14 protein-coding genes are annotated in these 12673 nt (G+C 76.0%); 8 read left to right on the forward strand and 6 right to left on the reverse strand.

The genetic code is table 11. The features are described from left to right. Positions 1 to 25: 25 nt before the first annotated feature. The 3 genes from ATL51_RS23040 (at position 26) to ATL51_RS23050 (ending at position 2029) form a co-directional block, all read left to right on the forward strand. Positions 26 to 283 (forward strand): hypothetical protein, encoded by a 258-nt coding sequence (locus tag ATL51_RS23040; RefSeq protein WP_100879914.1) that lies wholly within the window; start codon positions 26 to 28, stop codon positions 281 to 283. A 62-nt stretch (positions 284 to 345) separates the two neighbouring features. Next, positions 346 to 885: a spermidine N1-acetyltransferase gene (speG, locus tag ATL51_RS23045; protein WP_073577211.1), complete on the forward strand. Its 540-nt coding sequence runs from the start codon at positions 346 to 348 to the stop codon at positions 883 to 885. Positions 886 to 1234: 349 nt separating this feature from the next. Continuing rightward, positions 1235 to 2029 (forward strand): MerR family transcriptional regulator, encoded by a 795-nt coding sequence (locus ATL51_RS23050; protein WP_100879915.1) that lies wholly within the window; start codon positions 1235 to 1237, stop codon positions 2027 to 2029. On the opposite strand, the gene ATL51_RS23055 is transcribed toward ATL51_RS23050, so the two are convergent. Genes ATL51_RS23055 through ATL51_RS23070 form a run of 4 tightly spaced genes read right to left on the reverse strand, consistent with a single transcriptional unit; the run spans position 2018 to position 5709 of the window. Then, positions 2018 to 3520 (reverse strand): sensor histidine kinase, encoded by a 1503-nt coding sequence (locus ATL51_RS23055; RefSeq protein ID WP_100879916.1) that lies wholly within the window; start codon positions 3518 to 3520, stop codon positions 2018 to 2020. The two genes, ATL51_RS23050 and ATL51_RS23055, sit on opposite strands and share 12 nt — an antisense overlap. Before the next feature lie 4 nt (positions 3521 to 3524). After that, on the reverse strand, positions 3525 to 4265 hold the full coding sequence (locus ATL51_RS23060; RefSeq protein ID WP_062400865.1) for a response regulator transcription factor: 741 nt from the start codon (positions 4263 to 4265) through the stop codon (positions 3525 to 3527). A gap of 52 nt (positions 4266 to 4317) precedes the next feature. Continuing rightward, on the reverse strand, positions 4318 to 5079 hold the full coding sequence (locus ATL51_RS23065) for a siderophore-interacting protein (protein ID WP_073577208.1): 762 nt from the start codon (positions 5077 to 5079) through the stop codon (positions 4318 to 4320). Between the two features lie 24 nt (positions 5080 to 5103). Next, positions 5104 to 5709: a TetR/AcrR family transcriptional regulator gene (locus ATL51_RS23070; protein ID WP_301549147.1), complete on the reverse strand. Its 606-nt coding sequence runs from the start codon at positions 5707 to 5709 to the stop codon at positions 5104 to 5106. Positions 5710 to 5759: 50 nt separating this feature from the next. Between ATL51_RS23070 and ATL51_RS23075 the strand changes: the two genes are divergently transcribed. Beyond that, entirely contained in the window at positions 5760 to 6731 is a 972-nt protein-coding gene (locus tag ATL51_RS23075; protein ID WP_100879918.1) for an o-succinylbenzoate synthase, read from the forward strand. Here ATL51_RS23075 and ATL51_RS23080 read toward each other — a convergent pair. Then, positions 6718 to 7329: an MSMEG_1061 family FMN-dependent PPOX-type flavoprotein gene (locus ATL51_RS23080; protein WP_100879919.1), complete on the reverse strand. Its 612-nt coding sequence runs from the start codon at positions 7327 to 7329 to the stop codon at positions 6718 to 6720. The two genes, ATL51_RS23075 and ATL51_RS23080, sit on opposite strands and share 14 nt — an antisense overlap. Positions 7330 to 7402: 73 nt before the next feature. Here ATL51_RS23080 and ATL51_RS23085 point away from each other — a divergent pair, with 73 nt between their 5' ends. Genes ATL51_RS23085 through ATL51_RS23100 form a run of 4 tightly spaced genes read left to right on the forward strand, consistent with a single transcriptional unit; the run spans position 7403 to position 12090 of the window. Then, positions 7403 to 8356, forward strand: coding sequence for an NAD(P)/FAD-dependent oxidoreductase (locus ATL51_RS23085; protein WP_100879920.1), 954 nt, complete (start codon positions 7403 to 7405; stop codon positions 8354 to 8356). A gap of 40 nt (positions 8357 to 8396) precedes the next feature. After that, positions 8397 to 9398, forward strand: a complete 1002-nt coding sequence (locus ATL51_RS23090) for an FAD-binding oxidoreductase (protein WP_301549148.1) — start codon at positions 8397 to 8399, stop codon at positions 9396 to 9398. A 60-nt stretch (positions 9399 to 9458) separates the two neighbouring features. After that, positions 9459 to 11045, forward strand: coding sequence for a CYTH and CHAD domain-containing protein (locus ATL51_RS23095; RefSeq protein WP_100879921.1), 1587 nt, complete (start codon positions 9459 to 9461; stop codon positions 11043 to 11045). Between the two features lie 10 nt (positions 11046 to 11055). Further along, a complete protein-coding gene (locus tag ATL51_RS23100; RefSeq protein ID WP_100879922.1) occupies positions 11056 to 12090 on the forward strand; it encodes a PHP domain-containing protein in 1035 nt (344 codons plus the stop codon). Between the two features lie 14 nt (positions 12091 to 12104). On the opposite strand, the gene ATL51_RS23105 is transcribed toward ATL51_RS23100, so the two are convergent. Continuing rightward, positions 12105 to 12506, reverse strand: a complete 402-nt coding sequence (locus ATL51_RS23105) for a cupin domain-containing protein (protein ID WP_073577202.1) — start codon at positions 12504 to 12506, stop codon at positions 12105 to 12107. Positions 12507 to 12673 lie beyond the last annotated feature (167 nt).

A 12673-nucleotide genomic window follows, 5' to 3' on the forward strand; every position in this document is an offset into this window, starting at 1 on the left:
TCATGTTTCGTAGGGTGAAGACGATGTGTCCCTCGGTGACCCACAGGTCGCCGAACTCTCCACCACACCGTCGGGGATCCTGATGCGCCTCTACCTGCCCACACGCACGTCCGCTTCCGGCCGCACCCTGGTCCGCGCGGGACGTCCGACCAAGTCGATGCCCGGCTTCGGCGGCCTCGCCGGCGTCTGCCGCTGCGGTGCGGCCCGGCCCGCCGACGCGCGCGCCCTGCCGTGGCGGGACTGTCCGTCCTGCACGCCGCAGCGGGCCCGCGCCGGGCGCTGACCGCCCCGGCCTCGTAGGTTTCCGGGTCGACGGGCATCGGGTCCGTCGCCCGCGGAGGCCCCATGAGTACGCCCACCCCGGAGATGCGGCTGCGCGCCCTCGAGCGCGAGGACCTGCCGTTCGTCCACGGGCTGTCGAACGACTCCGGGATCATGTCGTACTGGTTCGAGGAGCCCTACGAGTCGCTCGTCGAGCTGCAGGAGATCTTCGCCCGGCACGTGCACGACAACCGCGAGCGGCGGTTCGTCATCGACTGCGCGGGCGAGCGCGCCGGCCTGGTCGAGCTGGTGGAGATCGACTACATCCACCGCAACGCGGAGTTCCAGATCATCGTCGCCCCCGCCTTCCAGGGCCGGGGTCTCGCCGCCCGCGCCACCTCCGCGGCCCTCGACTACGCCTTCGGCGTGCTGAACCTGCACAAGGTGTACCTCGTCGTCGACGTCGACAACGCCCGTGCCGTGCGCGCCTACGAACGCACCGGCTTCGTCGTCGAGGGCGAGCTGCGCGAGGAGTACTTCGCCAGCGGCCGCTACCACGACGCGTACCGGATGGCGGTGCTGCAGCGCGAGCACCTCGGTCGCGCCGTCGACGGACCGCGCTGACCGGACCGGACCGGCCGGCAGGGAGGGGGACCCGTCGGCCGGCCCGGCGTGCACCGGTCGCGGGCATGCGACCGGGGTCGGGCGCGTCGACCGTGATGACGACGACACCCATGAACAGTACTATCCCGCCACGTACTCGTGTCAACGTTCCGCTACGCTGCGCCCATGACCAGCAGGAACCGGGTGTGGGTCGGTGTCAGCTCGATGTCGCGGTGCGGATCGGGCAGCCGATGACATCGTTGATCGTCGGGTGAGTGCCCGCGACCGTCGTCGCCACGGGTCACGGGGTGGTTGCGGCCCGCCCGTCGTCGCCGTGCGCGCCCGGCTGCCCCGGGTAGGATCCGCCCCGATGTCCGGAACGCCGACGGCCGGGGACGAGTTCCCGATCGACACGCTCGCCGCGCGTGCCGGTATGACCGTCCGCAACGTGCGTGCCCACCTGTCCCGCGGGCTGCTGCAGCCGGGGGAGATGCGCGGGCGCACCGCCTGGTACGGCCCCGTCCACCTGGCCCGGCTGGAGCTGATCGCCGGCCTGCAGCGGCGCGGGTTCTCGCTCGCCGCGATCGGTGTGCTGATCAACCAGACCCCCTCCGGCAGCGCGGAGGAGGCGCTGCGCCTCTACCGCGGCATGCTCGCCCCGTGGCAGCCGGAGGAGCCGGTCGAGCTCGCCGAGGAGGACCTGGCCGCGTGGACCGGCGCCCGGACGTCCCCGGAGTTCGTCGGGCAGCTGGTCGCCTCCGGGATGATCGAGCGCACCGGCCCGGGGCGGCTGCGCGTGCTCAACCCGTCGATGGTCCGGTCCGGGGCGCACGCCGTCGCCCTCGGTCTGGCGCCGGAGGCGGTGCAGCAGGTCGGCGACGAGCTGCTGACCCGCACCCGTGAGATCGCCGAGATCTTCGTCGAGCTGTTCCGGGAGCAGGTCTGGGCGGCGCACGTCGCGGCCGGGCTGCCCCGCAGCGGCGTCGCGGACCTGCGCACGGCGGTCGAGGCCCTGCAGCCGGTCGCCACCCAGTCGCTGCTCGGCGCCTTCCGCCAGACGATGCAGGAGGCGATGGACGACTTCATCCGCCGGCTGTCCACCGATCTCGCCCCGGCCGACCCGCCCGTCGACCCCGGGGCCGCGGAGCCGCACTCAGACCGGTAGGTCGACGGTGAACACCGTCCGGCCGGGGGAGCTGTCGACCCCGACCGTCCCGTCGTGGGCGGCGACGACCGCGGCCACGATCGCCAGGCCCAGCCCGGTGCTGGGGGTGTCGTTCCCGGCGCGGGTGCGTCCCTCGGCGCCGCGGGCAAACCGCTCGAACACCCGCGGCAGGACGTCCGGGGCGATGCCGGGGCCGTCATCGGCGACACGCAACCGGACCCGGCCGGGGGCGGGCCGGTCGAGGGAGACGGTGACCGTCGTGCCGGGCGGGGTGTGGGTGCGGGCGTTCGCGAACAGGTTGGTGACCACCTGGGCGAGCCGGTGGGCGTCGCCGGTGACCGTGACCGGCTCATCGGGCAGCCGCGGGAGCCAGCGGTGGTCGCGGCCCGCCACGTGGGCGTCCCCGACGGCGTCGAGGACCAGCCGGGTGAGGTCCACCTCGGCGCGCTCCAGCGGGCGGCCCGCGTCGAGCCGGGCGAGCAGCAGCAGGTCCTCGACCAGGGTGGACATGCGTTCGGCCTGCGAGCTGATCCGGGCCAGTGCGTGCGTGGTCCGCTCCGGGACCGGGTCGCGCTCGCGGCGCGACAGCTCGGCGTAGCCGCGGATCGCCGTCAGCGGGGTGCGCAGCTCGTGGCTGGCGTCGGCGACGAAGCGCCGCAGCCGGGTCTCGGACTCCTGGCGGGCGGCGAGCGCGCCCTCGACGTTGTCGAGCATGTGGTTGAGCGCGGTGCCGACCTGGCCGACCTCGGTGCGGGGGTCGGGGTCGGGGACGCGGGCGGCGAGGTGGACCTCGCCCCGGTCCAGCGGCAGGTCCCCGACCTGCGCGGCGACGCCGGCGACGCGTTCGAGGGGGCGCAGCTCGCGACGCACCAGCACGGCCGCCGCGATGCCCGCGAGCACCACCGCCCCGCCCAGCACGACGAGCTCGGTGACGACGAGCCTGGTCACGGTGGCGCCGGCGTTGTCCGGCTGTGCGATCAGGTAGGTCGTCGTCCCCTCGGTCCAGCCGATCGCCCGGTAGTCGCCCAGGGACAGGGTGACGTCGTGCGGTGCGGTGTCGGCGGGCACCGACCGGAGCGCGCCGAGGTCGTCGCCGGACACCGCGGTGCTGGTGCCGCCGCGCTGGGCGAGCCGGGCCACGACGACACGGCCGTCGTCGAACACCGCGCCGATCGCGTTCGCGCTCGGGCCGGGCCCGAGGAACACCCCGTCGGGTGGGCCGGGGCGCCGGCCGCCGTCCCCGGCCGGGGTGCCGGTCCCGTCGCCCTCGTCCTGGGTCAGCCGCCCGGGGGCGCGCCCGGTCTGCTGGGCGACGAAGCCCTCCAGGGAGAACGACAGCTCGCGGTCCTGCCGGGTGGACAGGTAGCGGTCGAGCGAGAGCGTCGTCGCGACGCCGATCGCCACGCAGGCCACCGTGAACAGCAGCAGCACCGTGACGACCAGCCGGGCCCGCAGCGAGCGGACCCGGCCGGAGACGCGGGTGACGACCACCGGGTCACTCCGCCGCGGGACGCAGCACGTAGCCCGCGCCGCGCACCGTGTGGATCATCGGCCGGCGCCCGGCGTCGATCTTCTTGCGCAGGTAGGAGACGTAGAGCTCGACCACGTTGGACTGGCCGCCGAAGTCGTAGTTCCACACCCGGTCGAGGATCTGGGCCTTCGACAGGACCCGGCGCGGGTTGCGCATGAGGTAGCGCAGCAGCTCGAACTCGGTCGCGGTCAGCTCCACCGGGTCGCCGGCGCGCGACACCTCGTGCGCGTCCTCGTCGAGCACCAGGTCGCCGACGACCAGCTCCGAGGAGCGTTGGGCGGCGGCCATCCCGGCGCGGCGCAGCAGCCCGCGCAGCCGCGCGACCAGCTCCTCCAGCGAGAACGGCTTGGTGACGTAGTCGTCGCCGCCCGCGGTGAGGCCCGCGACCCGGTCCTCGACGGCGTCGCGCGCGGTCAGGAACAGCACCGGCACCTCGGGGGTGTCGGCGCGGACCCGGCGCAGCACCTCGAAGCCGTCGACGTCGGGCAGCATCACGTCCAGCACGATCGCGTCCGGGCGGAACTCGCGGGCGTGGCGCACCGCGGACATGCCGTCGGCGGCGGCGCGGACCTCCCAGCCCTCGTAGCGCAGGGCCATCGACAGCAGGTCCGACAGCGTCGACTCGTCGTCCACCACGAGCACCCGGATCGGGCCGCCGTCGGCGCGGCGCAGCGGGTCGGCGTCCCGGTCCATCACCTCGGTCATGCTAGGAGCACACCGCACGAACCTGTGCGACAGCTGTGCGCCGGCTGTCGGTTCACCGGGCGCGCCAGTACCCCGTGGCGTAGACGGCGCGCCGGTCGAACCCCCGCTCGCCGAGCAGGTGCGCGCGCAGCTCCTTGACCGCGGCGGACTCCCCGGACAGCCACGCCTGGCCGCGCCCGCCCGGCAGCTGTGCGGCCCGCACCGCCGCGACCAGCGGCTCACCCGCCGGGGCGTCGCCCCGGTGCACCCAGGTGACGGCGACGTCGCCGGGCAGGGTCTGCTCCTCGCCCGCGTCGGCGACCTCGGCGACGACCCGGACCGGCACCCCGGGGGCGGCCTCGGCGAGGGTCTCGCAGACGGTCGCGATGGCGGGCAGCGCGGACTCGTCGCCGATCACGAGGTGGTGCACGGCGGCCGGGTCCGGCTCCCAGCGCCCGCCGGGCTCGGACACCCCGACCCAGTCCCCGGGGGCGGCCGACACGGCCCAGGCGGCGGCCGGGCCGTGCCCGGCGTGCACGACGAAGTCGACGTCGAGCTCACCGTGGCCGCCGGCGTCGGGGGCGAAGCGGCGCACCGTGTAGGTGCGGATCGCCGGGCGGGCCTCCCCGGCGGGCCAGACCGGTCCGCCGGTCGAGGCGCGCGGGACGGCGGGCCGTTCCTGGCCCTCGACCGGGAAGAACATCTTGATCCGGCGGTCCGGGCCGTGCCCGGGGAACCCGGCCAGCTCCTCGCCGGTCAGGGTCACCCGGACCATGCCGGGGGTGACCCGCTCGGTGCGGGCCACCTGCAGCAGGCGTGGTGCGGTCGTGCTCATGGCCGGGAATTGTCCCGGACGCGCTCAGGCCCGGTGGCCGAGGCCCGCCAGGCCGGTCCAGACCAGGTCCATCAGGTACTCGGTGGCCTGCTCGGCGGTGACCGACTCGTCCTGGCCACGCCAGACGGCGAGCCGCTCGCAGGCCCCGACGATCACCTGCGCCCAGCCGGTCAGCCGGGCCGGTTCGGTGCCGGGGACCTGCGCGGCCAGCAGGGCGGCGGTGAAGTCGGTCTGCTGGGCGCGGATCTCCTCCAGCGCGGTGTCGGTGACCCCGGCCTCGGAGCAGAACAGCTGCCAGGCGGGCGCCCGCCGGTCGAGGTAGCGGAAGAACGCCAGCGTCCCGCCCCGCAGCATCGCCTCCGGCGACTCCGCGGCCCCCGCCGCCTGTGCGACGGCGTCGAGCAGCTCGGACCGGGCCCGCGCGATCGCGGCCAGCAGCAGGCCCTCCTTGGACCCGAAGTGGGTGTAGAGCACCGGCTTGGTGACCCCGACCCGCTCCGCGACCTGCTCCATCGAGACCTCCGCGTAGCCCCGCTCGCCGAAGACGGCGACGGCCGCGTCGACGATCTGACGCTCCCGCTCCGCCCTGGGCACGCGGCGGCGGGGGCCGGGTACGGTCTGCGCGGTCACGTCGGAGACTTTACCCGCAGTAAGTTACTGGCGGTAGGAAGCGAGTGGGAATGGACGTCTACTCCCTGCCGATGACCACCCGGTTCCGCGGGATCACCGTGCGCGAGGGCCTCCTGCTGTCCGGCCCGGCCGGCTGGGGGGAGTTCTGCCCCTTCCCCGAGTACGACGACCGCGAGGCCGTCGCATGGCTGGCCGCGGCCCGCGAGGCGGCCGAGGTGGGCTGGCCGGAGCCGGTGCGCGACCGCGTGCCGGTCAACTGCACCGTGCCCGCCGTCGGCCCCGAGCACGCGCAGCGGATCGTGCGCGCCTCCGGCTGCACCACCGCGAAGGTCAAGATCGCCGACGCCGGTGCCCCGTTGTCCGGGGACGTCGAGCGCGTCGCCGCCGTCCGCGACGCGCTCGGCCCCGCCGGGCTGGTCCGGGTGGACGCCAACGCCGCCTGGGACGTCGACACGGCCGTCGCCGCGATCGGCGAGCTGGACCGGGCCGCCGGGGGACTGGAGTACGTCGAGCAGCCCTGCTGGGAGGTCGAGGACCTCGCCGCCGTCCGCCGGAAGGTGGACGTGCCGATCGCCGCCGACGAGTCGATCCGCCGCGCCGAGGACCCGATGCGGGTGGTGCGGGCCGGGGCGGCCGACGTCGTCGTGCTGAAGGCGTCGCCGCTGGGCGGGGTGCGCCGGGCCCTGCGGATCGCCGAGGAGGTCGGGCTGCCGGTCGTCGTGTCCTCGGCGGTGGAGTCGAGCGTCGGGCTCGCCGCCGGACTCGCGCTGGCCGGGGCGCTGCCGGAGCTGCACCACGCCTGCGGGCTCGGGACGGTCCCGCTGCTGGCCGCCGACGTCGTCGCGGAGCCGCTCGCCCCGCAGCGGGGCTTCCTGTCCGTGCCGCGGGTCGCGCCCGAGCCGGTGCACCGGGCCGCGGTCGCCGCCGCCCCGGACCGTGCCGCGTGGTGGCGCGACCGGCACGACCGCGTCGCCGCCCTGCTCGACGCGGCCACCGGCGCCGGCCGGGTCAGTACTGGTTGACCCGCCCGTCGCGGCGCAGCGCCGCGTCGATCGCCCGCGCCGGGCCGGGCACCTGGTACTGGCCCTTCACCAGCTTCCCGGCGCTGGGCACCGCGCCCTTGCCCGGCCACGTCGCCGTGTCCCACAGCGACGAGCGCAGGAACGCCTTCGCGCAGTGCAGGAACAGCTCGTCGATCTCGACGACGATCGCCACCTCGGGCGTCGAGCCCTGCACGGTGAGCCGGTCGGCGAAGTCCGGCCGGTGCACGATCCGGGCCCGCCCGTTGATCCGCACGGTGTCGTTCGACCCCGGCACGACGACGATCATCCCGACCCGGGGGTCGTGCAGGATGTTGCGCATCGAGTCGAGCCTGCGGTTCCCCTTGCGGTCGGCGAAGGCGATCGTGTGCTCGCCGAGGACCAGCAGACAGCCCGCCGGGTCGCCCCGGGGCGAGACGTCGACGCCGTCCGGCCCGGTCGTCGCCAGCAGGAAGAACGGCGCCGCGGCCAGGAACTCCGCGGTCACCGGATCGACCCGGTCGCGTGCCTTGTCCCGGATGAACCCGGGCACCTCGCCGATGATCTCCCGGAGCCTGGCCTCGTCGGTCACGTGTTCCATCGCATCCCCCTCGTTGTTAGGTCACCCTAACCGTGGGCGTGCTCCCGGGGCGACCCCCGCCTAGGGTCCCGGTGTGGGCGTGATCGTGATCGGGGCCGGCATCGCCGGGGTGACCTGCGCCGCGGAGCTGGTCGCCCGCGGCGTGGACGTGACGGTGTACGAGCGGGCCCGCGGAGCCGGGGGACGGCTCGCGGTGCACCGCCACGACGGCCGTCCCGCCGACATCGGCGCCGCCTACTTCACCGTCTCCGACGACCGGTTCGACGCCCGCGTCCGCCGCTGGCGCGACGACGGCCTGGTCCGCGGGTGGACCGACACCCTCGCGGTGTTCGACGGCGCCGTCCGGGGCGCGGACAACCCGGGTCCGCTGCGGTTCGCGGCACCGGCCGGGCTGCGGTCGCTGGTCACCGACACCGCCCGTGACCTCGTCGTCCGCACCGGCCGCACCGTCGAGCGGGTCCGCCCCGGCCCGGACGGCCCGACCGTCGACGGCGAGCGCGCCGACGCCGTCGTGCTGGCGATGCCCGACCCGCAGGCCGCACGGCTGCTCGACCCGGACACCCCCGCGGGCGCCGCGGTCGCCGGGCGGGAGTGGAACCCGGTGCTCGCCCTGACCGCCGGGTTCGCCGCGCGGGACTGGCCGCGGCTGCCCGCGGCGTTCGTCAACGACCACCCCGTCCTGTCCCTCGTCGCCGACGACGGCGACCGCCGCGGCGACGACGCCCCGGTACTCGTCGCGCACTCCACCGGCGACCTCGCCCGCGCCCACGACGCCGACCCCGCCGGCGCGGTGCCCGCGATGACCGCCGCCCTCCGGGAGCTGCTGGGCATCACCGGGGAGCCGGACTGGACGCACGTGCACCGCTGGCGCCTCGCCGCCCCCGCCGGCACGCGGGAGCAGACCTTCCACCTCGGCGACGACGGCGTCGCCGTGGCAGGGGACGGCTGGGGCCGGTCCCGGGTGCAGACGGCCTGGCTGTCCGGGCTGGAGCTGGCCGGGGAGCTCGCGGGACGGCTGGGTCGCTGAGCCCTGGCCGCGTCGGCGTCGGCGACCTACCGTCGTGGGCATGCCCGACCGCGCCACCGCTGCCGTCCCCGTCGTCGTCGAGCCCAAGGGACGGCCGTTCGGCGGGTCCACCGCGCCCGCGGAGCTCGACGTCTCCGGCCCGGACGCCGCCGGGCGCGCGGTACTCGCCGAGCTGGCCGCCGCGCTCGACGCCGACCGGGTCCTCACCGACCCCGACGTCGTGCGCCCCTACGTCCACGACGAGGCCGAGTGGGCCGAGTACGGAACGCCGCTCTGCGTGGTGCGGGCACGGACCACCGCCGACGTCGCCGCGACCGTGCGGGCCTGTGCGGCCCACCGGGTCCCGGTCGTCGCGCGGGGTGCGGGCACCGGGCTGTCCGGCGGGGCGAACGCGGTCGACGGCTGTGTCCTGGTCAGCCTGGAACGGATGACCGCGATCCGGGAGATCTCGGCGGGGGAGAGGCTCGCCGTCGTCGAACCGGGGGTGGTCAACGACGACCTGCGGGCCGCCTGCGCGGAGCAGGGCCTCTGGTACCCGCCGGACCCGGCGTCGGCGCCCTGGTCGACGATCGGCGGCAACGTCGCGACCAACGCGGGCGGGCTGTGCTGCGTGAAGTACGGCGTCACCCGCGACTACGTGCTCGCCCTCGAGGTCGTCACCGCCACCGGTGAGGTCGTGCGGCTCGGGCGGCGCACCGCGAAGGGGGTCGTCGGCTACGACCTCGCCGGGCTGATGGTCGGCTCGGAGGGGACGCTCGGGATCATCACCGAGATCACCGTGAAGCTGCGCCCGGCCCGCCCGGCCGCACCGCGCACCCCGCACGACGACCCGGACGCCCGGGACCGCACCCGCGCCGCGTTCGACGAGATCATCGGCGCGGCCGTCGAGCTGGGCGGGACGGTCACCGGCGAGCACGGCGTCGGCCTGCTCAAGCGCGACGGGATGGAGCGCGAGCTCGGCCCGGAGGTGCTCGCCCTGCAGCGGGCGGTGAAGGCGGCCCTCGACCCGGACGGCATCCTGAACCCGGGCAAGGCCGTCTGAACCGGCCGCATCGCCCGGATGGCCGCGCGTGATCGTCCCCGCACCGGGGAACTCCGGAGGATGAGTACGACCGACCCGGCCCTGGTCCCGTCCGCGCTCGCCCTGACCTACCGGGGTCCGGCGCACACCGGTGCGCCGCGGCTGTCCGGCGTGGACGGCGTGCACGAGGTGGTGCCGGTGGTGGCGGCCGAGGTGCGCGAGGTCGAACGTCTCGACACCGCCGACCTGCGGCTGTTCTCCGCGGGCATCGAGCTCGTCGTCGAGCACGTGGTGCCCGACCGGGCCTCGGTGGTGCCGCCCGGCTCGGTCTGGGTGCTGCGGCTGCCCGACGCCGGCCCCGGCGACGACCTGCGCGTCCCGCTGTCCGGCAGCGAGGTCGAGGGCGTCGCCGACCGGTCGGTCCCCGACGGCATCGACGCGCTCGTCCGCCGGGTCCGGGGCGGCGCGCCGCTGGTGCCGGTGGGCCGGGTGCACGTCACCCGCACCGTCAGCAGGATGCGCGACGACGCCGGGCGCGACCTGGCCACCCTGACCCGCGAGCAGGTCGACGTCGCGACGCTGGGCGGGTCGGCGACCGTCGAGAGCTGGACCGAGGCCGTCGTCGAACCGGGGACGGCCGGGACCGCCCTGCTGCAGCAGCTCGACGACGCCCTGCGCACCACCGGCCTCGTCCGTGCCCCGCGCGGCGGCTCCGCCCGGCTGACCGCGCTGCTGGCCGAGGCGGCGCCCGTCGACCCGCCGCGGCGGACCGGGCGCACGGGCAGCGCCGGTGCGCTGCTGCTGCGCTACCTCGGGGACCAGGTCGACGCGCTCGCCGCGCGCGAGCAGGACCTGCGCGCCGACCGCCCGGACGCGGTGCACCAGATGCGCATCGCCGCCCGCCGGATGCGCAGCGCGCTGCGTACCTACGCGGGGCTCCTGGAGGGCCCGCGGGTCGCGCACGTGGTCGCCGAGCTGCGCTGGCTGGGCCGGGCGCTGGCCGGTGAACGCGACGCCGAGGTCCAGGAGGAGCGCCTGAACGCCCGGCTGAGCGCGCTGGAGCCGGAGCTGCTGCTGGGACCGGTGCAGGCCGCCGTCACCCGGCACTTCGCCCGCACCCGCGCCGAGACCGGGGCGGCGGTGCTCGACGTCGTCGACGGGGAGCGCTACGCCGCGCTGCAGGGCGCGCTGCGCCGGCTGCTCGCCGACCCGCCGCTGTCGCGCCGGGCCCGCAAGCCCGCGACCACCGTCCTTCCCGCGATGGTGGGCCGTACGGCCCGCAAGCTGGAGCGGCGGATGGCACGCGCGCTGGCCGACCTCGACGCCGGTCAGGTCGCCCCCGACTCGCTGCACGACGCCCGCAAGACCGGCAAGCAGCTCCGCTACGCCACCGAGGTCGCCCGGCCCAGCGTGGGGAAGGACGCGCGGGCGTTCGCGAAGCGGCTCAAGAAGGTCTCCGACGTGCTCGGCGAGCACCAGGACGCCGTCGTCTCCCGGGAGACCCTGCGGACCCTCGGGGCCCGCGCCGGCGCCGAGCGGGACAACGGGTTCACCTTCGGTGTGCTGCACGGCCGGGACACCGCGACGATGCTCGACCTGGAGCGCAGGCTGCCCACGGTGTGGGAGACGGCGTGGACGCGGCGCGCCCGCCGGTGGATGCGCCGCTAGCCTGCGCGGGGTGAGAGACGCCGTCGCCGACCTCCGCCGGATCGCGTTCCTGCTCGAACGCGCCCAGGAGTCGACCTACCGGGTGCGCGCGTTCCGGACCGCGGCCGGCGCGCTGCGCGGTCGCGACGCCGAGGAGCTGGCCCGGCTGCACGCCTCGGGCGGCCTCACGGACCTGAAGGGTGTCGGCGAGGTGACCGCGCGCTGCGTGGGGGAGTCCGTCGCCGGGGAGGAACCGGTCTACCTGCGACGGCTGGAGGACGCCGTCGCCCGCGCCGACGCCACCGGGGTGCCCCTGGCCGAGGCGGCGCTGCGGCTGCGCGAGGGCCTGCGCGGGGACTGCCACAGCCACACCGACGCCTCCGACGGCGGCTCCCCGCTCGCCGAGATGGCCGAGACCGCGATCGGGCTGGGCCACGACTACCTCGTCGTCACCGACCACTCGCCGCGCCTGACCGTCGCGAACGGGCTGTCCGCGGACCGGCTGCGGCGCCAGGTCGAGCAGATCGCGCAGCTCAACGAGCGGATCACCGCGTCCGGGTCGGACTTCCGGGTGCTCACCGGCATCGAGGTGGACATCCTCGACGACGGCGCCCTCGACCAGTCCGAGGACCTGCTCGCCTCGCTCGACGTGGTGGTGGCCAGCGTGCACTCGAAGCTGCGGATGCCCCGCGACGAGATGACCGAGCGGATGCTCACCGCCGTCGCGAACCCGCACGTCGACGTGCTCGGGCACTGCACGGGCCGGATGGTCACCGGCCGCCGCACGCGCCCCGAGTCCGAGTTCGACGCCGACGCCGTCTTCGCCGCCTGCGCGGAACACGGCGTCGCCGTGGAGATCAACGCCCGGCCCGAGCGCCTCGACCCGCCCAAGCGGCTGCTGCGCCTGGCCGTCGAGGCCGGGTGCGAATTCACGATCGACACCGACGCGCACGCCCCCGGGCAGCTCGACTGGCTCGACCACGGCTGCGCCCGCGCCGTCGCCTGCGGGGTGGACCCGGAGCGGATCCGCAACACCCGCGACCTCGCGGGCCTGCTGCGCCGCTGACCTCCGGTGCCGGGTCAGCGCAGCTCGAAGTCGGCGACGTCGAAGCCGGGTGAGACGACGCAGCTGACCAGGACCGCCCCCGGCCCCGCCGGCTCCGCCCGCTGCCACACCCCGGCCGGGACCTCCTGCTGCGGGCCGGCCGGCCCGAGGCGCAACCGGGCCCCGGGGACGGGGTCCGGCCCGTCACCACCGAGGACCAGGTCCGCCTCGGGGCCCGAGTGCCGGCACCACAGCTCGGTGGACCGGACGCGGTGCCACCGGCCGGGGGCGTCGAGGAGGTAGAGGATCGCCGTCGCCGAGGGGCGTGGACCGTACGGGGTCGCGACGACGACCGGTGAGGTCCAGGTCCGCCGGTACCAGCCACCCTCCGGGTGCGGGGCGAGGTCCAGCGCGACGGCGAGGTCGGGGCGAGCCACGCCGCCACTGTGGCAGGCGGACGCGCCGTCCGTCCTCGGATCCCACCTCGTGGCGCCCCGGGAACGTCGGCCCCGCGGCGTCGCACCCCTGGTGCGGTCGCCGCACCCGTCGCTGCGGGTGCGTGAGCCCCCGCCGGGGTGCGAGACCTCCGTGCGCGGGGCGCTCC

Origin of the sequence: Pseudonocardia alni (assembly GCF_002813375.1) — a bacterium.
In the GTDB taxonomy this organism is placed as follows: domain Bacteria; phylum Actinomycetota; class Actinomycetes; order Mycobacteriales; family Pseudonocardiaceae; genus Pseudonocardia; species Pseudonocardia alni.

Bases quoted from the DNA above. Each gene is read 5' to 3' on its own strand.
- speG (WP_073577211.1), top strand. From the start codon at position 346: ATGAGTACGCCCACCCCGGAGATGCGGCTGCGCGCCCTCGAGCGCGAG.
- ATL51_RS23050 (WP_100879915.1), top strand. From the start codon at position 1,235: ATGTCCGGAACGCCGACGGCCGGGGACGAGTTCCCGATCGACACGCTC.
- ATL51_RS23060 (WP_062400865.1), bottom strand. From the start codon at position 4,265: ATGACCGAGGTGATGGACCGGGACGCCGACCCGCTGCGCCGCGCCGAC.
- ATL51_RS23065 (WP_073577208.1), bottom strand. From the start codon at position 5,079: ATGAGCACGACCGCACCACGCCTGCTGCAGGTGGCCCGCACCGAGCGG.
- ATL51_RS23075 (WP_100879918.1), top strand. From the start codon at position 5,760: ATGGACGTCTACTCCCTGCCGATGACCACCCGGTTCCGCGGGATCACC.
- ATL51_RS23080 (WP_100879919.1), bottom strand. From the start codon at position 7,329: ATGGAACACGTGACCGACGAGGCCAGGCTCCGGGAGATCATCGGCGAG.
- ATL51_RS23090 (WP_301549148.1), top strand. From the start codon at position 8,397: ATGCCCGACCGCGCCACCGCTGCCGTCCCCGTCGTCGTCGAGCCCAAG.
- ATL51_RS23095 (WP_100879921.1), top strand. From the start codon at position 9,459: ATGAGTACGACCGACCCGGCCCTGGTCCCGTCCGCGCTCGCCCTGACC.